General features: G+C 43.9%; 20 protein-coding genes. 1 reads left to right on the top strand and 19 read right to left on the bottom strand.

Annotated elements, in window-relative coordinates:
- Position 1 precedes the first annotated feature (1 nt).
- The 15 genes from lpxB to C0582_01905 all read right to left on the bottom strand — a co-directional run bounded on the left by lpxB (position 2) and on the right by C0582_01905 (position 14,201).
- Positions 2 to 1,204 (bottom strand): lipid-A-disaccharide synthase, encoded by a 1,203-nt coding sequence (lpxB, locus tag C0582_01975; GenBank protein ID PLX29983.1) that lies wholly within the window; start codon positions 1,202 to 1,204, stop codon positions 2 to 4.
- Positions 1,164 to 1,991 carry a DUF1009 domain-containing protein gene (locus C0582_01970; protein PLX29982.1) on the bottom strand — a complete coding sequence of 276 codons (828 nt, stop codon included), beginning with the start codon at positions 1,989 to 1,991 and terminating at the stop codon, positions 1,164 to 1,166. The genes lpxB and C0582_01970 overlap by 41 nt, the downstream gene beginning before the upstream one ends.
- Positions 1,970 to 2,767: an acyl-[acyl-carrier-protein]--UDP-N-acetylglucosamine O-acyltransferase gene (locus C0582_01965; GenBank protein ID PLX29981.1), complete on the bottom strand. Its 798-nt coding sequence runs from the start codon at positions 2,765 to 2,767 to the stop codon at positions 1,970 to 1,972. Before C0582_01965 ends, C0582_01970 begins: the two co-directional genes overlap by 22 nt.
- The gene (gene fabZ, locus C0582_01960) at positions 2,768 to 3,238 is read right to left on the bottom strand and encodes a 3-hydroxyacyl-[acyl-carrier-protein] dehydratase FabZ (GenBank protein ID PLX29980.1); all 471 of its coding nucleotides are present in this window, start codon (positions 3,236 to 3,238) and stop codon (positions 2,768 to 2,770) included.
- On the bottom strand, positions 3,231 to 4,247 hold the full coding sequence (lpxD, locus tag C0582_01955) for a UDP-3-O-(3-hydroxymyristoyl)glucosamine N-acyltransferase (GenBank protein PLX29979.1): 1,017 nt from the start codon (positions 4,245 to 4,247) through the stop codon (positions 3,231 to 3,233). The genes fabZ and lpxD overlap by 8 nt, the downstream gene beginning before the upstream one ends.
- Positions 4,240 to 4,812, bottom strand: coding sequence for a hypothetical protein (locus C0582_01950; GenBank protein ID PLX29978.1), 573 nt, complete (start codon positions 4,810 to 4,812; stop codon positions 4,240 to 4,242). The genes lpxD and C0582_01950 overlap by 8 nt, the downstream gene beginning before the upstream one ends.
- An 11-nt stretch (positions 4,813 to 4,823) precedes the next feature.
- Positions 4,824 to 7,169: an outer membrane protein assembly factor BamA gene (bamA, locus tag C0582_01945; protein ID PLX29977.1), complete on the bottom strand. Its 2,346-nt coding sequence runs from the start codon at positions 7,167 to 7,169 to the stop codon at positions 4,824 to 4,826.
- Between the two features lie 10 nt (positions 7,170 to 7,179).
- Positions 7,180 to 8,328, bottom strand: coding sequence for an RIP metalloprotease RseP (gene rseP / locus C0582_01940; protein PLX29976.1), 1,149 nt, complete (start codon positions 8,326 to 8,328; stop codon positions 7,180 to 7,182).
- Positions 8,329 to 8,357: 29 nt separating this feature from the next.
- Positions 8,358 to 9,296, bottom strand: a complete 939-nt coding sequence (locus C0582_01935) for a hypothetical protein (protein PLX29975.1) — start codon at positions 9,294 to 9,296, stop codon at positions 8,358 to 8,360.
- Positions 9,223 to 9,957 carry a di-trans,poly-cis-decaprenylcistransferase gene (gene uppS, locus C0582_01930; protein PLX29974.1) on the bottom strand — a complete coding sequence of 245 codons (735 nt, stop codon included), beginning with the start codon at positions 9,955 to 9,957 and terminating at the stop codon, positions 9,223 to 9,225. The genes C0582_01935 and uppS overlap by 74 nt, the downstream gene beginning before the upstream one ends.
- 7 nt (positions 9,958 to 9,964) lie before the next feature.
- Positions 9,965 to 10,519 carry a ribosome recycling factor gene (locus tag C0582_01925; protein PLX29973.1) on the bottom strand — a complete coding sequence of 185 codons (555 nt, stop codon included), beginning with the start codon at positions 10,517 to 10,519 and terminating at the stop codon, positions 9,965 to 9,967.
- 9 nt (positions 10,520 to 10,528) lie between these two features.
- Positions 10,529 to 11,260, bottom strand: coding sequence for a UMP kinase (locus tag C0582_01920; protein PLX29972.1), 732 nt, complete (start codon positions 11,258 to 11,260; stop codon positions 10,529 to 10,531).
- Between the two features lie 18 nt (positions 11,261 to 11,278).
- Positions 11,279 to 12,193, bottom strand: a complete 915-nt coding sequence (locus tag C0582_01915) for an elongation factor Ts (GenBank protein ID PLX29971.1) — start codon at positions 12,191 to 12,193, stop codon at positions 11,279 to 11,281.
- A 40-nt stretch (positions 12,194 to 12,233) separates the two neighbouring features.
- Positions 12,234 to 13,082, bottom strand: a complete 849-nt coding sequence (rpsB, locus tag C0582_01910; GenBank protein ID PLX29970.1) for a 30S ribosomal protein S2 — start codon at positions 13,080 to 13,082, stop codon at positions 12,234 to 12,236.
- Between the two features lie 192 nt (positions 13,083 to 13,274).
- Positions 13,275 to 14,201 carry a hypothetical protein gene (locus tag C0582_01905; protein ID PLX29969.1) on the bottom strand — a complete coding sequence of 309 codons (927 nt, stop codon included), beginning with the start codon at positions 14,199 to 14,201 and terminating at the stop codon, positions 13,275 to 13,277.
- 236 nt (positions 14,202 to 14,437) lie between these two features.
- Here C0582_01905 and C0582_01900 point away from each other — a divergent pair, with 236 nt between their 5' ends.
- Positions 14,438 to 16,204, top strand: coding sequence for an arginine--tRNA ligase (locus C0582_01900; GenBank protein PLX29968.1), 1,767 nt, complete (start codon positions 14,438 to 14,440; stop codon positions 16,202 to 16,204).
- Positions 16,205 to 16,224: 20 nt separating this feature from the next.
- Here the strand turns inward: C0582_01900 and C0582_01895 are convergent, their stop codons facing one another.
- The 4 genes from C0582_01895 to C0582_01880 form a co-directional block, all read right to left on the bottom strand.
- Positions 16,225 to 16,755, bottom strand: a complete 531-nt coding sequence (locus C0582_01895) for a hypothetical protein (protein PLX29967.1) — start codon at positions 16,753 to 16,755, stop codon at positions 16,225 to 16,227.
- Between the two features lie 107 nt (positions 16,756 to 16,862).
- Entirely contained in the window at positions 16,863 to 17,963 is a 1,101-nt protein-coding gene (locus tag C0582_01890) for a hypothetical protein (GenBank protein ID PLX29966.1), read from the bottom strand.
- Positions 17,960 to 19,192, bottom strand: coding sequence for an MFS transporter (locus tag C0582_01885; GenBank protein PLX29965.1), 1,233 nt, complete (start codon positions 19,190 to 19,192; stop codon positions 17,960 to 17,962). The genes C0582_01890 and C0582_01885 overlap by 4 nt, the downstream gene beginning before the upstream one ends.
- A 162-nt stretch (positions 19,193 to 19,354) precedes the next feature.
- Positions 19,355 to 19,653, bottom strand: a 299-nt coding sequence (locus C0582_01880; protein PLX29964.1) for a hypothetical protein, incomplete at its 5' end; no start/stop codon positions are given.

Here is a 19,653-nt window from a genome sequence, read left to right as displayed (position 1 = left end):
GCTAACATAATTTCAAAACTTCTTGAGCGGCACGCTCACTGGCGTAGTGATTATCCCCCTTCAGCAGCGTCAAACTCTCTTGAGTGTTTTTAATTTGCCCATCACGCTGTTTTTGACTTTCGATCAAGCCTAGCAGTTTCAGGGCGATGGTCTCAGGCACACACCGTTCTTGCAAAAACTCGGGCACAATTTCTTTTCCTGCAAGAATATTCAGCAAACATGCAAATTTTATTTTCAACAGCCGGCGGGCAATTACCGCCGTTAGCCACGAAACCTTATAGGCAATAATCATCGGCAGTTTAGCCCGGGCCAATTCCAAAGCCACCGTACCCGAGGCAGCTAAGGCTACCGCGCAAGCAGCATAAGCATCACTGCGCCCCTCTTCTGCCACGATGTATACAGGCACAGGCCAAGCACATACTTCTTTTTGAATTTTGTCTTTTAAGTGCGCTACCACAGGAATCACAACGGAGATGTTAGGCTTCTTTTGCTGAAGATAAAGAACAACTTCTTTGTAGACAGGCAGCAAACGCTCCACCTCATTCTTCCGACTTCCCGGCAACAGCGCAACCAAATCATGAGATGAATCAGTTTTATGTTTTTTGTGAAACCTTTCAGCCACGCCTATCTCAGCACTAAAAACCAGGGGATGCCCAGTAAAAACTGCCTGTTGGGTATTCTCGTCATTAAAGTAAGGCTCTTCAAAAGGGTAAAGACACAAAATCTTATCAAACAGTTTTTTGAATTTCTGAGCCCGCGAGGGACGCCAGGCCCACACCGTTGGCGCCACATAGTGAATCAAAGGCGCCTTGATCTGGGCCGCTTGCAATTTTTTAGCCAACCTCTTATTAAATCCCGGCAAATCAATGGTTACGACCACATCTGGATCAGCCTGAAAAATTGCATCAACCGCTTGGTTTAGTTTTTTTTTAACCATCCACAAGGATCCAACAATCTCAACCAATCCCAGTAAATTTAAGCCGTCAATGGGAAAGAAAGGCTGAAGGCCTTTAGCCACCATTTTAGCCCCCCCTAAACCATGAAACTCAACCGGTCTGTTGCTTTGCTTTTGAATTGCCTGCATCAAGGAGGCACCCAACAAATCTCCTGAATCCTCGCCCGCGATCAGAACTATTTTCAGCGGGCGGGGCGTGGTAATTGTCTCACTCTTTAATGTAGCCATAGATAAAAAGCCCCTTCTCATCGGCTTTGGCAACTGTTTGATCTTGGTCTAAAATCAGTGCACTGCCTGCCTCTACCGCAACCCCCGCCAATCCACATGCCGCCAGTTGATCGATTGTATCTGGTCCAATGGTTGGTAAATCCACCACCGTTGTTTGTTGCGGTTTTGCCGCCTTGATCAAAACTCCAACTTTTTTTCCCTCTCGTTTCAAACCAACTGTTCGCTTTAACAGTTCAGTCGTGCCCTCAATGCCTTCTACAGATAAAACCAGTTCCCGCTCCACAATCACAGCCTGTCCTATATCCAGTGATCCAAGCGTTTTAGCCACCTCAAACCCACGTTCAATGTCGCGCAGCGCCAGAGGATTGGGCGTCACTTGGGTTAAGCAGCCTTTTTTTATAAGCGTGTTGGGTAAGAAAGAGTGGGGCGCCGCCACCTTAAACCCTTCTTTTTCAAGAGTAGAAACAATCCACGTTAAGGTTTGGTCATCACCTGAAGAAAACATCTTCAACCGCGCAATCCATTTAATACCCTGCCAATCGGGTTTCAGCTTGTCTAAACTGGGTCTTTTGATGGATCCGGCTAATGTTAATATCTTAACGCCTTCGCCTCGAAGCGTCTCTAAAATCAACCCCACAGATCCCATGGGCGCAACACAATGCGGATAGCGTTTGTACCAATCTTCTTGGCTCTGTCCCTCAACAATTATCAGAAAAAAATCACGGTCTTGACGTTGCAACGTTTCTGCAATCAGTCGGGGCAACACCCCGCCCCCACAGATAATACCTACTTTACCGTTGGCATGCATACAGTTCTCGTTGAATCTTTTTGGATGAATCGGACCATGTTATGAATCAACACGTTGTCGGCATATTTTTCCGAAACAAATTGAACCCGTTCAGCAAAGCTTCCTTCATCAGCAAATAACAGCCGATAGGCAAATCGTAACTCGTCAATGGTTTCCCGGTTAAAGCCACGCCTTTTTAAACCGACCAGATTAAGCCCGCGCAGCGAGGCTCGGTTACCGTAAACAGAACCATAAGGAATCACATCATTTTCAACGCCAGACATCCCGCCCACAAAAGCATGGTCTCCGATCCGCACGAACTGATGAATGCCAGACAGTCCACCAACAATCACATAGTCACCCAAAATACAATGCCCGCCAAGAGAAACATGATTGGTTAAAATCACATTATCTCCCACATGACAATCATGCCCCACATGTGCCCCGGTCATAAAAAAGCACTTGTCCCCAATCGTGGTTTTATTGCCCCATTTAGGCGTGCCAATATTAATGGTGCCATGCTCGCGTAAAATGACGCTTTCACCAATAATCAGCTCGCCAGAGTCCTCCACTTTTTCCTTATTAAACTGTGGAGAGGCTCCTAAAGAAACAAACGGAAAGATGCGGGTATTTTGATGAATCGTCACGCGGCCCGACAAAACAACATGACTTTGGATGTGAACATGATCATGCAAAACCACTTTGGGCCCAACATGGCAATATGGCCCAATGGAAACACCCTTCCCAATTTCAGCGCCGGGTTCAATAATAGCGGTCGGATGGATGGATGTTGTCATTTACGCTTTTTTCTCAGCAATCATGGCCTTATATTCAGCCTCTGCGCAAAGCTCATCATCAACATAAGCTTGGCCTTTAAACTTCCAAACCATGCCACGTCTTTGCATATTTTTTACCCGCAATTCCACGCGATGGCCTGGCAAAACAGGTTTGATAAACCGAGCACTCGCAATGGACATTAAATAAACCACCGCGTTTTCGGGTTGAAGTTTGTTTTTTTCCATCACCAATCCATACATCACCAAAGTCCCGGAAGTTTGGGCCAACGCCTCAATAATGAGCACCCCCGGCATAATGGGTTTTTCTGGAAAATGCCCTTGGAAAAAAGATTCGTTAATGGTCACATTTTTATAGCCAATTGCCTCTTCATGAATTTCTGTAACTTTAACTTGATCCACCAATAACATCGGGTAGCGATGAGGGATCAAATTAATGATATCGTTATACTCAAGAATTTTAGGCTCAGACATTGTTTCCTCGTTTGGATGATAATCGTGTTAAAAAAGCTGATTGACGGTGCCATTGCAGAATAGGCATGATAGGAGATCCACCCATAATCTGATTTGCCTCAATGGATCGATGAACACCACTCTGGGCTGCAATTTTCACCCCATCACCAATGGTTACATTATCTGTAACACCAACTTGTCCGCCCATCACAACATAATTCCCAATATGAACGCCCCCAGAAATGCCAACTTGTGAAACAATCACGCACCCTTTTCCAATTTTAACGCCATGGGCAATTTGCACCAAGTTATCAATGCGGGTCCCTTGTCCGATAACTGTATCCGTCAAAGCGCCCCGATCAACGGTTGTATTGGCACCAATAGAGATATTGCTTTCAATAATCACGCGGCCCAGTTGTGGCATATCCACCGGAACGTTTTGATCCATCACAAACCCGAAGCCAGCTTGACCAATCGCTGTTCCATTCCAGATCACAACGTCATCCCCAAGCGTGCTAGCTTGAATGCTAACATGATCATGAAGACGGCAGCTGGAACCGATGCGAACGCCGGGGCCTATGGTAACATGATTGCCAATACAGGTATTAGGTCCAATGCTCACATCCGCAGCAATCACACAATTTTGGCCAATTTTGATACTGGGATCCAAATCGGTTTGTTTCAACTGAGTGGCGCCATCAAAGGGCACGTCCCATCCAGAAAATAATATATTAGCTAGCTGGGCAAAGTGTTTGTAAGGATAATCCGTCCAAACAATGGCACCCGGGTAACCTGCCAGCATATCCGCTTGATCTGGCCGGGCAAAACAGGCAGACGCTTTTGTATGACCCGTTTTATTCTTAAGTCTTTTGGCATCATAAAAGGTGATCGATCCTGCTGTCGCTGTTTCAAAGCCAGCAACATCCTCAATCTCAAGAGATTCATCGCCAGAAACACGCAGATTAAACGTCTCGCCAATGGTGCTTAAACGCATTTTTTTGACAAGAGGAAAAAAGCGCTGATCAACCATTCTTAACCTTTAGAGCATCAAATATCATATCATTTTTCAGAGACAGCCTCGATTCAACCTGCGCGGTGCAATCAAGAGATTGCTTCGCCTCTAAAACGCCACCACGGGGTAAAATGAGATGATAGCCCTCTTGATTGGAAACTTCTTTCAAAGCCTCTTTCAAGGCCTCAGAGAATTTCATTTCCACATCTGCTACCATCTGCTGAAGAACCTGACGTTTATTTTCTTCTTTTTTCAATGCCTCTTGAACGTTTTTCTCAAAGGTTTTTAGGCGTTGCTGAAAGCCCTCAGGCTCTGGCGTTTTGGGATTTTCTTGTAGTTTTTGCTTGATCGCATCCAATTCAGATTTTTCCTTTTTCAAGCTGGCTTCAAGAGTAGAAAATTCTCCCTTAAAGCCTTCAGCAATGTGCGCAAGCTGGTCTTCAATTTTTTCTCGATACGGTTTTTGAATCCCGTCCAAGTTTGCCACACACACCCGTAGTGCCTGAACCTCGGCTTTTTCTTGCGCCAAGACCGAACATGCAGACACCATCACAGAAAAATAAACGAATACATATTTCATCATTTCAAAGTCTCCTAAAATCGGCTCGAACCCATCGTAAAGATAATGGCCCGCTTTTCATCCCCCTTCGCAGAGGTCAAAGCATGACCATAATCAATGGTTATCACACCCATTGGTGAGGCCCAACTAATCCCCAACCCTGCAGAAGATCTGATTTTTTTACTATTGTGAACAGAAATTTTCTGGGCCTGGTTTTGATTATATTTTTGCACCCGTTGTTTAATTTTACTATCCCAAAGTGTACCAGCATCCATAAAAGCATGGCCACTAATCGCCATATCTTCTGGCAACCCTAGGGGGAAGTTTACTTGCGCCGACACAAGAACGCTTCGATCCCCTCCCAGCGAAGATTCATTATATTGGGTTCGGTTTCCTGGCGATGCAAAACCATGAGGACCCACACCACTGTAATCAAAACCTCTCAGCGTATTACCCCCCATCATAAATTTATCACTCACCCGGATGCGTCGCCCGCCGACTTCGCTCATCATGCCTGCTTGGGCATGTAACTCAAGAATCACTTTTTCAGTAAGCTTCTGATAGCACGCAGCTGAAAGAGTGTTCTTAAGGTATTTTACTTTACCGCCCACACCAGCAAACTCATTTCCCATGCTCAACAGATATCCGTCGGTGGGTTTAAGCCTGTTGTCACGATAGTCCAATGACAAATCATGGCCCACAGATGACGTCATGAATCTTCCTTTATCTTGAGCGATCAGTGGATAAACACCACTTCCAGGCGTACCAATTTCATCTTGGGAAATTTGATAACTCCAGCGCTGAATCAAGTGTTCGGTTAAGAAGTAACTAATCCAATTTCGAATCCCAATACTTTTTTCACTATAAGACGAATCAGAATCACGGTTCACTTTCATGACAAATACACCAATTCCCCAGGCCAAATCCCGTCCAAATAGATTGGGGTTAATGAAGTCAGCTGAAAGAGATTTTCTTTTCTTAGCAACCTCAAGAGAACTTGAAAGCTCATATGCCCGGCCAAACAAGTTTCGCTCGGCAAGGCGAATCATACCTAATGGCCCATCCAACGTTGCAAACCCAATACTAAAATTGATATCTCCAGTTGACTGTTCTTGAACTGTGACTTTTGCATCCACCAATGCAGATTCGCCAAATTTCACTTTATCGGTATCAACTTTAACCTCCTTAAAGAAACCAAGATAATTCAAGCGCTTTTCAGAATTACGCAACTTACTTTGATTAAGGGGGTCCCCCTCGGCAAAGCTCAACTCTCGACGAATAACGGCATCAACGGTTCGCTCATTCCCCACCACATTAATTTGGTTAATGAAAATCCGTGGGGCTGGTTTGATAATGAGAGTGATGTTCATTTTATGATTTTTCTCGTCAACATCACTGGTTGGCGATACATCCACAAACGAGTATCCTTGCTTGGTAATTTCGTCGGTTAAAGCATCAATCAATGTTTCAACTTCTTGCGCTGAATACCAATCCCCATCTTTAGGCTTAATGATGCGCTCAAGCTTAGATACATCCACACCCTTGATCTGATTTTCAAGATTGATGGTTCCAAATTTGTAGCGATGTCCTTCGTGCAAGTTGAATGTGATAATAAAACCCCGGTAATCTCGCATCAGTTGCGCCGTAACTGACTGCACCCGAAAGTCAACATATCCACGATTCAGGTAATATTTCTTAAGCTGTTCACGATCAATTTCAAGCCTATCTGGATCAAAAAAATCATCTGACGAGAAAAACTTCCACCATGCACTTTCTTTTGTCGAAATGGCTGCAGACAAATCCCAATCACTGATTTCCTTGTTGCCAACAAAATTAATCGCATGGATTTTGGCCGGATCGCCCTCTTCAATTTCAAACACAACATCAACACGGTTGTAGTCACGTTTGATAATTTTGGGGAAAACCCGCGCGCTAAAAAATCCTTTTGAGCGATAGATCGCCAGCAAACGCTGCACTTCATACTTAATCTTTTCTTCCGTGTATGTCGCACGCGCCGCGATCTTCATTTTTGTTTTTAGCAGTTTTTCTTTAACCCCCGAATTCCCTTCAAACGCCACATCGTTGATGGTGGGATGTTCAGCCACAGAAATAAGGAGAACGCCTTTGTCAACATTCAAGAACAGGTCACGAAACAGACCTGTGTTATAGAGTTTTTTAATCGCGGCGTTTAGTGTTTCATCCGAGACAAACTGACCTACACGCAAATTAGCAACGCTTTGAACATGACTTGGATCAACTCTGACATTGCCTTTAATTTCAATGCGCTCAATGGTCCCATTCGCTAAAACCAAAGACGGCAAAATAACAAGCGATACAAAGATAAAACGTCTGATTATAGAAATCACAAAATCCTCATTCATTATAAATTTTTTAGCTAAAAAGCTTCACAATCTTTTCGATGAAGCCAAATCGTTTCACATCATTCCAATGGGCAAAAATCATCAAAGCCAGCAAAAGGTAAAGGCCAATCTTAAAAGAGATTTCCTGAATCTTTTCAGGAACAGGGCGCCCTCGAATCCATTCAATAGCACAAAACAAAACATGTCCGCCATCCAACATGGGCACAGGGAGCAAGTTCAAGACACCCAAACTCACAGACAAAACCGCGATAAACTCAAACAACGCAAACAGACCTTGATCTGAAAAATCTTTAGCACCTTTCGCAATAGAGAACATCCCGCCTAAACTTGAGGCATCTTCACTGCCCGCAATCATGCCATAAAGTCCCTGAAAGATTCGGCCAATCAACTTGAAAGTAAAACCCACAGCTTCAACCAAACCCGCCCCAACGGTATAAATCTTTTGGGTCGGCATAATCCCAATGCCTGGAACTGTTGTGCCCACATCTGTTGATCGGCGCGGCTGAACAATAAGGTCATACTCAACCCCCTGACGATCCACCTTAACGATTAACTTGTGATCTAAATTTGCACGAACAACCTTCATGATATCGCGGAAGGTATGAATGGAAACTGGCTGAATGGTTTTTCCCTCTTCCAAGGGTAAAATACTTAAAATACGATCACCCGTTTTCATGCCTGTCACATCAGCTGCGCCCCCTTGAATAACCTGCCCTACAACAGGATCAAGCTCTTTCTTACCGATGGTTGTAAACACCAGGGTGAAAAAAACCATCGCGGTTATAAAGTTTGCAATGGGGCCTGCAACCGAAACCAAAATTTTTTGCCAGGGTTTTTTCAGGTGAATCATTTTTTCTTTTTCAGCTTTGCTGGCCTTTTTCATCGACTTTTGATCAGGTCGACTGGCAGCATCAGAATCACCAAGCATCTTAACAAAGCCACCCAGCGGAATCAGACATAGCTTCCAACGGGTCCCCTTTTTATCGGTTATGCCAAAAAGCTCTGGACCAAACCCAACCGAAAAGTCGGTAATTCCAACGCCGTTCCATCGCGCAGCCCAGTAATGCCCCAGTTCGTGCAAGACCACAACGACTGACAAAACAAGTAGAAAGGGAAGTATATAACCGATACCATGAAAAATTGAGTAGAGTATGTCCATTATTAAGTCTCCTAGAGCTTCAGATGACTCTAATCTATATTTGGAACATTCTCAAGAAAAACTGTAGGAAAATCATGATCTGGGAGCTGCTGACTGAACACCTCCGGGTAAAAATAAATCATGGTCGCAAGAAGCAATATGGTTGCAAAAAAACCATCCAGTCGATCAAGTATACCACCATGGCCTGGAATAATATCTCCACTGTCTTTAAATCCATGATATCTCTTGAGCGCCGATTCGAACAAGTCTCCCAATGATGAAACCAAAGCCAAAAGTCCATTGGTCAGCAAAAACAGGGACAGCGGCATTTCAATCGACAAACGCCGATGCAAGTACCAGCCTACGAGCAAGGCAAAACCAGCGCCTCCCACAAGACCGGCCCAAGTTTTTTTCGGGCTGATGCGCGGCGCTAATTTAGGGCCAGCAAACAGCTTTCCAAATACCAAGCCACCCGTATCATTGGCAATGGCAATAATTGCTGCCCAAACCAGAACATACATGTATTTGGGGAAAACAGCGATCAGGGATAGACACGTAAAAATGGGTAACCCCACATATAAAAACCCAGCACCCATCCAGAAAAAACCCCGCCGCCAGGTGAGCCAACTCATAAACATCGCACCAGAACAAACCAAAAACAACCAGCCGAATCCAGCATAAACATAGTGAAAATGAATTTGCAAAAACCCAAAGAACAGCATAACCAGCATAAATCGGCGCGCTCGTTTTTTTTGGGTGATACGTGTCAGTGCGCACCACTCACTGCAGGCCAGAACGGCAATAAGCCCCAGTAAAATTTGCGTGCCAACAGCGCCCGTCAAAAAAGCAGCCATGATGATAAAAATCAACACAAGACCTGAAATGAGACGCTGAGTCATCTTAGTGAGAAGTTGGTTATAGTTGCTCGGATACTTTGCCATACCTTCTCTCTGTTTGCTGAAAATCTTGCAAAACTTTGTGTAAATCATCAGCCCGAAATTCTGGCCATGTTTTAGACACAAAAGCAATTTCACTATACACACTTTGCCAAGGCATGAAATTGCTTAAACGCTGCTCACCACTTGTCCGAATAATCAGATCCATGTCTGGCAGATCATGGGTGTACAGATGTGCCTGGACATCTTCCATGGTAATGTCTTTTGGTTGAAAATCCCCCGTCTTTACCTTTTCAGCAAGCTGCTGAACCGCTCGGGTAATTTCCTGTCGGCCGCCATAACCAATGGCTAACGTCAAATTAAATCGATCATACATCTTTGTTTTCGCCTCAGCCTCTTCCATGATGGTGCGGGTTTGATCCGGTACTTTGGAGAAATCACCAATGAAGCGCACCCGAACTTGGCGCTCGGCAAATTTATCAATCTCACGCCTGAGGCTTTGCTCAAGCAACGCCATCAGCCCAGATACTTCATCTTTGGGCCGCAGCCAGTTTTCAGACGAAAACGCATACACGGTTAAATAGTCAATGCCAAGACGTTGAGCCTCTTCACCAATCAGCTGTAGGGTTTTGCGTCCACGTTTATGCCCTTGCAAACGAGAGAGGCCAAAGCCTTTTGCCCATCGGCCATTGCCATCCATAATGAGTCCAAGGTGGCGAGGGAGCCGCGAAAATGAAGCTTTCGGTTTATTCATCAAAATCCTAGAGCGTCATGATGTCTTTTTCTTTAGCGCTTAAAAGCTCATCAATTTTTTTAATGTGCTCATCCGTGTGTTTCTGAACGCCTTGGGTGAAGGTATGCACTTCGTCTTTAGAAATTTCACTGTCTTTTTCAAGCTTCTTGATTTCATCAATCTCATCCCGTCTAACATTACGAATAGCGATTCGCGCTGCCTCGGCATACTTGGCTGCAATCTTGGTAAGCTCCCGTCGACGCTCTTCGTTAAGCTCTGGCAAATGGATCCGCATGCTGTCGCCATCAACGGTTGGGTTTAAACCAAGATCAGAATCAAGAATCGCTTTCTCAACCTTTTTCACCATCGATTTATCCCAAACTTGCACAGACAACGTCCGAGATTCCGGAATAGAAATGGTCGCCACTTGATTAATGGGTGACAGCGTCCCATAAAAATCTATGCGAATTTGATCCAGCAAACCGGCAGAGGCCCGCCCTGTCCTCAAAGAACCCAGTTCTTTACGAAAGGTTTCAATTGTTTTATCCATGCGGGCGATTAAATCACTGTAGTCGTATGACATGTGGGTCTCCTAATTCATGTGGGTGTATTGTACGGTTGGATCATCCTGAATAATTTTAACAATATTCTCAATGGGAAATAAAGAAAACACAATTAACTCAAGGTTGTTTTCTTTTGCCAAAACAAAAGCTGTTTGATCCATGGCTTTTAATTGGTATTTGATGGCATCATCATAACTTAACGCAGCAAAGTGCTTGGCCTCTGGGTTTTGTGCGGGATCTGCATCATAAATACCAGGATATTTTGTTGCCTTAAAAAGACAGTCACAGGTCATTTCAAGCGCGCGAATCACACCGCACGTATCTGTTGTCAGAAACGGAATGCCAAGTCCGCCGACAAAAATAACAATTTTCCCAGAGCTAACATCTTCCTCGTGCTGATGGGCATTAAATCCCTGGACAGCATCCCCATAGCTTTTGTTAGAAACTAAAACTGATGGCAAACCAATGGATTTAAGAGCATCCTGCAACGCAACACCATTCATCACCGTTGCCATCATGCCAATGGTATCAGCCCCAACCCGAGAAATTAGTTCATCGCAATTTTGCGCGCCGCGAAAAAAGTTGCCACCGCCCACAACCAGACAAATCTCAAGGTTCAAGTCATGGAGTCTTTTCAAGCTGTACGCCAGATCAGATAAACCCTGTTTATCAAATCCATGGCTACCTTGGCCGCAAAGAGCCTCTCCTGATATCTTAAGTAATATTCGTTTGAAAGGCTTCTTTCCTTGGCTGGACATCATCAATTCTGGTGCATCTTTTTAGGAAACGATACTTGAAACTTCTGCAGCAAAATCACCTGTTTCAACTTCGATGCCTTCTCCCAATTCAAAGCGGTCAAAAGCTACAAGTTTAATGCTGGCACCCAAATCTTTTTCAGCCTGAGCAATCACATCACGCACAATGGTTTTCCCATCGATCATGTATGTTTGATCGAGCAGTACAATTTCCTGAAGGTATTTATTGATCCGGCCATCCACCATTTTATCAACAAATTCCTCTTTTTTTCCTGATTCAAGAGCATTTTGACGATAAACTGTTCTTTCCTTATCAAGCAAAACTTGGCTAACATCTTCACGCATCAACGCAATCGGGCGGGCGGCCGCAATATGCATAGCAATCATCTCCCCCAGTTCGCGCAATTTCTCTGAATCAGCTTCTGATTCCAATGCCACCAAAACACCAATCCGCCCCATTTCAGGAGAAACAGCACCATGAACATAGGACGCAACAACACCTTGCTCAACAGACAACGCAGCAACCCGGCGCAAAACCATGTTTTCGCCAATCACGCTGATTAGGTTTGTCAACTCTTCAGCAACGGAGCGCTCAGAGCTGTAGGCACTGTTTTTAAGCGCTTCAATATCGGTTGTGCCCGCTGGAACCAGGGATAGCGCTTTTTTAACAAAAGCTTGAAAGCTTTCATTTTTGGCAACAAAATCTGTTTCTGCGTTCACTTCAAGCATCACACCAGATTTTCCATCGCTTTTACATGCGACCAAACCTTCCGCAGCTGCGCGGCTTGATTTTTTAGCGGCTTTTGACAACCCTTTTACACGAAGCCATTCGATGGCTTTTTCCATGTCGCCCGCTGATTCAAGCAACGCTTTCTTACAGTCCATCATTCCTGCGCCCGTTCTTTCGCGCAGGTCCTTAATTTGTGCAGCACTTGACATATTTCTTACTCCTTAAATAGTTCTCAAAAAAAACCAGCGCTTACGCTTTAGGCTCTTCAATAGCTTGTTCAACCTCTTGTTCAACTTTAGCAGCAACAACCTCTTCGGCTTGCTCAACAGATGTTTCTTCTGTTGTCACACCTGCAAGATTCGCTTCTACAAGGGTTGTACTTTCACCAATGTCTCGGCCCTTTGTTGTAGAACGGCTTTGACGTCCAGCAGAAGCCGCCGCTGAAAAGAGCGCACAGTACATCTCAATCGAGCGAATCGCGTCATCGTTCCCCGGCACAGGGAATGCCACACCAGCTGGATTAGAGTTGGTGTCCAAGATACCAACAACGGGGATATTAAGCTTATTACACTCCGCAACAGCGATATGGTCACGGTTCACATCCAAAACAACAGCCATGTCTGGCACGCCATTCATGTCAATAATTCCGCCGAGAACGCTTCTGAGCTTTTCAACTTCACGCTCAAGTTTCAATTTCTCTTTTTTAACCAGGTTACTGTTTTCATCACCCAGGTCTTGTTCGAACTGTTTTAAGCGACTGATAGAGTTAGAAACGGTTTTCCAGTTGGTCATCATGCCACCCAACCAACGGTGGTTGACATAATATTGCCCCGCTTTTTCAGCAGCTTCTTTCACCAACTGAGCTCCTTGGCGCTTGGTCGACACGAACAAAATCTTACCACCTGTGGCCGCCACATCATGTACTGCTTGCAAAGCCACGCGCAACAAAGGTGCGGTTTTCTGCAAATCAATAATGTGAATTTTGTTTTTTTCACCAAAAATGTAAGTGTGCATTTTTGGATTCCAGCGGCGCGTTGTGTGGCCAAAGTGGATACCTGCTTCAAGCAGTTGCTTAATCGTAAATTGAGGGATTGCCATAATTATTTCCTTTCCGGTTATCCATCCGCTGAGCCAACCATTTCTGGACCGGGGGTCAGTTTAAGACCAATCTCAGCGTGTTTTATTAAACTGTTACTTACAGGGTTATTCCTAAATTTTCAAGTTAATTGTCACCTCTGGTAATGAGCTGCTCAATTAAAAACAGTCGTGCAATTATGAGGGCTTCTATATTTACGACGCCTTTTGGCCAATGGTAATAATCATTTCTGCTCCAAAGCTACCCACGAACGTTTGATTGGAAATCTGCTCTAGATATATCTGATTCAATTTTTTCACAATTTCCATCCCTTGCTTGTATTGATCTGTATTTGGATTTGAAATTGGGTAGAACTTTTGACAGTCTTCGGGTGAAAACAAAAGATAGTTTTGAGAGGCCATTGCTTTGATAAAATTTAAATTGGCTTGCTCCTCGGGCGTTGAGTAAGGGGGATAGAGGCTCAGAACTTTATCATTCCGACATACCGTCACTTTACAAAACCCGACATCACGCGCCATAGATTCAAGCATGTAGGCAATTGTAATATCACCCCCCTCCTGATATTTTTTACCCGCTACAACATGATTAAAAAAATCGATCAATGTTATGCCTTCCTCGTGACTAAGCGACCGCAGAGCAGAGTTTGCGTTGGCAAGAATACTTGTATTATTTGTCTCCGCCAAAATAGCCAGGCCTCCGGGCTTCAAAACTCTTTTAATTTCATCAAGAGCCTTTGTCACATCATGGACATGAATTAAAAGCGTTTGGCAAAAAACAAGATCAAAAGTATTGCTATCGAATGGAAGCTCACACACCTCTCCTGGTTGATAGGAGATGTTCGGATAAGACTGGCTTCGCTCTTTGGCTGTTTCAAGAATTTTAAGATTGGCGTCAACACCCAAAATTTCTGTCTCTGAACCACACAAGCCCGCCAAAAATTGGGTTGAATGGCCAGCACCACAACCAACATCTAGCGCCATTTTCTTGGATTTGAGATCGAAATTTTCAGCAAAAAATTTCTTGTACCCATCCGACCACCAAAAGTTGCGAATGTCGGCAGACAAATGAACGCTGAAATCTGTTTTTGTTTCTTCTGAATGACAGTCTTGTTTGTTGGCCATCTCTACCCCTTTTCGTTTAATGTTTGAATAGCAATAATCAAAAGAACTTTAGGGGGATTTCACAATCAATACAATCCATTAATGCTCCCTTAACCTGCACCACCTAAATTTAGAAAGCGTCATCTAAAAATTAAGAGAGGCACCTTTATACCGCACTCTTAAACTCTCCTAAGAGATCTCTTAAGGAAAGTCTGTTCTCCTTCTAAGCATGATATGCTACCTTATCGAAAAAATTAATGATTATGAAAACCATCCGCACTGCCCTTTCTGATATTCTTAATCAGGTGTTATCATCACACTTTAATATCCCTTTGCGCCCCTCATTGGTTCAAGCATCTGACCGGCCAGATCTTGCAGATTATCAAAGCAATATTGCCCTGATGCTGACCAAACAACTTAAGAAATCACCGCGCTCTATTGCAGAAACCATTGTTCAAAACTGGCCGAAAGCGGATCCAACGCAAGTAAGCATTGCTGGCCCCGGGTTCATCAACTTTAGACTGACTGATCAACAGCTTGTTGATTCTTTGAACGAAACATCTCTGACAAAATGTCATGATCCGTCCCTCCACCAAAAGAAAATTGTTATGGATTATGGCGGGCCTAACGTTGCCAAACCCATGCATGTCGGTCACTTACGTTCAAGCATTATTGGTGAATGCCTCAAAAGGCTTTATCGATTTGCTGGCGCCCAGGTCATTTCTGACATTCATTTAGGGGATTGGGGCACTCAAATGGGGATGCTGATTGTTGGTCTCAAACAAAGGCATCCCGACTGGGTTTACTTCCATAAAAATCACACCGGGCCCTATCCTGAAGAAAGCCCGATAACCCTTGAGAATCTGGAAGAGATTTATCCCAAAATCTCAGCCGCTTGCAAAGAGAATACCGACCTGGCCGAAGCTTGCCGACAAGCCACCCACGAACTCCAACAAGGTCGCTCAGGCTATGTAGCGTTATGGCAGCATTTCGTTGACGTCTCACTCAGCGCCATGAAACAGGAATTCCATCGCCTGGGTGTATCTTTTGAGCATTGGTTTGGCGAAAGCCGCTACCAGGCGCACCTGCAACCTTTGGTTCAGTCCTTTCAAGACAAAGGTGTTGCGGAAGTCTGTGAGGGCGCAGTTATTGTGGCCATTGAAAAACCCGATGATAAAAAGCCGATGCCGCCAGTAATCTTGCAAAAAAAAGACGGGGGATTTCTCTATGCCACCACTGACCTGGCAACCATTGACGAACGTATTCACCACTTCCAGGCCGATCAAATCATTTACGTTGTTGATAATCGTCAAGCGTTACATTTTGAGCAGGTTTTTCGCGCGGCAGCCCTTTACGGATGGCATGTTGATTGGTCATTCGTCGGTTTTGGCACCATGAATGGCCCAGATGGCAAACCCTTTAAAACAAGAAAAGGGGGCGTCATGAGGTTAAAAGATCTTATTGATACTCTCACGGAACAAGCAAAAGAACGTCTTCTTTCTTCCAATAGGGAGCATCAGTTTACACCTGAAGCTCTTGATAAAACAGCCCATCAAATTGGACTGGCTGCTTTGAAATTTGCTGATTTGCAACATGATCCGAAACAAAACTACCAGTTTGACATCGATAAGTTCATGCGCTTTGAAGGCAAAACAGGTCCTTATCTGCAATATGCTGCTGTCCGGATTCAAAGCCTGCTTGAAAAAGCCAACCTTGACTCATCCGGGAAAAGCGCCATTCAATCGCCGGCCGATCTCCCAGAATCTGCGAGAGATGTCTGCATCCATCTAACCCGCTTCCCAGAAATCATTCAAGAATCCCTGGCACATAAATCACCCAACATTCTATGTGAAGCTGCTTTTCAACTCGCACAGAGCTTTAGCCGATTTTACAACGCCGCCCCCATCTTGACGGAGTCCAATCAGAGTGTTCGGATATTGAAAATAAATCTTTGCCAACAGACCTTTGCTACCCTGCAAAGATATCTCGACATACTTGGCATCGAAATACCTCAAAGAATGTAGATTCTAAAAAGGTTTAATCTCTAGGGATTTTTGGGCTTTGTAACTGTTTTTTTTGTCGCGGGGTTTTTCACTGCAGGCTTCTTGGCAGGCGTTTTTTTTGCAGCTGGTTTTGTCGCCGTTGATTTTGTTGTAGCCGGCTTTTTGGTAGCCGCCGTCGCAGCCGATTTAACCTTATCAACAACATTTTTAGTAGCTGAAGAGGCTTCTGCGGCTTTCTTTTCATCAAAAAGCCCCTTTTTCTCAGCGCGTTTGACCAATTGCTCAACCTTGCGCGCTTCCCAATCTTTTTTCATAAACAAAAATTTATCGCGGAGCTTATCACACTCAGCATAAACTCGATGATCAAGAACATGTAACTTAGAAGCTTTTACCACAAGCGTTGCTCCCCAAATTAAGATGATCCAAATGGGCCAGAAATGTCCGCCATCGAACAAGACCCACAAAAAGATAATGGCGGCGTTGGCCATAATGTAGCTGTAAAGCTCACCATAAAAGTTTTTGAGTAAGCGGGCGTATTTTTGCGCTTCTTCTTTTGAGTTTAACGTTTTCATGTTTACAACCTTTAAATCACTTTTACATCCTGGCACAAAATTAGTCTGAGAGCAACTCTTGATCAAAGTTCAAATTCTCCGATATAATATTTTGTCAAAAATATCCGTTAAAACAAATGGCTAACCAGAGACGTACGCCATCCCTTACCCAAACTACTTGAAGATGGATCTTTAAGTGCAGCATGAATATCACGTTTGCGCGCCAACAACGATGGATTCATTTGATGTGCTTCCGCAATTTTAATAATCTTCTCTTGTAGGTTGAGAACCTCAGATTTTTTAACGCCCTCTTGCACATTTTCCGGAAGCTGAACATCTTGATTCAAGGCCTTTGAAATGATCTCTAAAAGATGCGCTTTGATATCTATTGTTGGATCTGGTGATGGCCATCCCATTGGCTTATTCTCTTTATAATACTTTTCTAAAATTTCCTTGCAGAGTCTTTTCTGGGGAGCCCCATCCATACTCATTTCCAAACACAGCTCATCCGACAAAACGTGACGCACAGCCATATTAAACCAGGAAGCTGCTTGATCGCGTGCCATTAAAATTTTCATTAAAATAACAACCTGATCTTTAGATAAGTACCGCACAGGTTTTTTAAACTTTTTCAACAGCGTTTCAGGTGTTTCCTGATAAAAAGCGCCCTCTTGAACAGCGGCCATATCCTCTAAAAACCACGCATACTTATTGCCCGAAAGCTCTCTTAATTTTTCATAACAATGATAAGTATATTGCACATCGTCATGAGCATAGCGCAGAGCTTTGGATGGTAAGGGGCGTTTCAACCAATCCAACCGCTGACAACTCTTATCCAAAGTCACATTAAAAAAATGGTGGCACAGAGCCCTCAAACTAATATTGGCCTCAAACCCACAAAATTCGGCTAAAATTTGGGTATCAATCAGCGGCTTGGGCACAACGCCCAATCGGTGTAAAAAAATATCAACATCTTGACGGCTGGCATGCATAATTTTTGAAACATGTAGATTCGTCAAAAAAGAGCGTAGGCACTCAACATCTGAATGGATGGGGTCTAGCGTGACACTGTTTTCTCGTGTCGCCAATTGGACCAGCCCTAAACGCGTATAATAAGTTGACCGTCTGATGAATTCAGTATCGACAGCCACAGCGCTTTCTAACTCAAACTGTTCGACAGGAAAGGTATTTAAAGAATGATAATGACGGGTGAGGTATTGAAAACTCATCCCGACCGCTGCTGTGCTGAAAAGTGCAACCAGATAAATCCAAGAGACCCTATCAAAAGGCCCAAGGGAACAACCGACAGACCCATCTTGAAATCAGCCAATGTGTACATCGTTTTGACGGAATCGGGGCCTAGGTTCAGCATAGCCCCAATAGCTCCATGGTAAAAATACCCAAACATCATAATCACCATATTGACAAAAGCTGTTGTAAATCCAACCAATCTCTCCGAGACAAAAAATGTTGCTTTGGTGATCGCTGGAATTTGATAGGCACAAAAAATACCAATGAGCACCAGTATCATCGGCAACCAGAATAAGGATGGCGGCGCATAAAGCAAAATCAGGAAAGAAATCGTCATGACAAGCCCAGAAAAAATAATAACCGTAAAGTAACGCCCCGTTTGATCACTCAATGCCCCAATCAAAGGCGCCCCTATTCCCATTCCAATAAAAATGAGACTTGGATAAAAAGCCATCTGTGCTTTACTCTGATCATAAAGACGCATTAAAAATTCGGTACCCCAGATATCAGCAAATCCCTCTAACGGCGCTACCATGAGACCCGCAAAAATACAGATGAGGATGACATTTCTATTGCCAAGAATTTCGCGGATTTGCAATCGAAGGGGGGTTTTTTCTTGTTGTGGTTGGGGGATGTCTGGAAGGGTCCAGTACATGCCGATTGCCAAAATGAATCCTGCAATCATCAAAATAAAAACACATAACTGCCAATTATACTGTTGAATTAAATGATAAAAGGGCTGACTTCCATAAAGCGCTCCCACCAATCCAATGGTTACTGTCACTCCCAGAATACGACTGAATTTTGAAGAGGAAAAAGCCATCCGGATGATCTTAAAAACACCCAAAATGGCCCCCGATGACCCAATTCCCATTAATAGCCGCCCTAAAATAGGATAGAGGGCGATGCTTTCAACCATCAGGGGAGCAAGGCCAACGATGCACAACAGACAACAAAGAGGCATAATTTTTCTTGGACCTATGCGGTCAATCCAGAAGCCTAGAGGCAGATGAGCCAACCCATATCCAATATAGTAAATACCTGAGTATTGGCCAAATAGAGAGGCATTCATTTGATAGGAAGCCATGATTTCTGGCATCACAATACTAGGGAAAACCCTTAAGATATATTGATAGGCATAAAACAGCGCCACACTACTCCACGCCAGCCATGGCATCGTTATCTGAGTTTTATTTTCTTTTATCATGGCGGCTAGAATACGTAATATTGTTCAACTCCACAAGGCTGTATATCAATCATGCCTTTTATCGGATGAGATCCTCCCATCAGAACGATGTTTGACCCAACTTCTCCGTCATTGCGAGGAGGCCTTTAGGCCGACGTGGCAATCTCACTTCTATAAGAAAAACTAAGCAATCATGAACTCGGACCTCAAATTAGGCTTGTCCTTAAGTAATTTGTTAAAGAGTTCTTCCTGACGCAGGTCGATCAAAACGTTTTCTAAGTTGGGCATACCTTCCATGAAGCGATCAACCTCTACGTTTTCCAACTTTAATAAAGGTCTCAAGTCAACGGATTTTAATTGATGACACTTAAATAAAAAACCACCTCCAACCTGATTAAGCTGGGGCAGGCTCAGCGTCAGGGTCTTTAAACTTTGATTTTTATATAAGAAACCCTTTTCAATCTTCTTAAGCTGGGGCAGGC

This window comes from Alphaproteobacteria bacterium (assembly GCA_002869105.1).
GTDB lineage: Bacteria > Pseudomonadota > Alphaproteobacteria > UBA7879 > UBA7879 > UBA7879.
The sequence above is the reverse complement of the archived record's forward strand: the minus strand, read 5'-3'. Positions and strand labels throughout refer to the sequence as shown.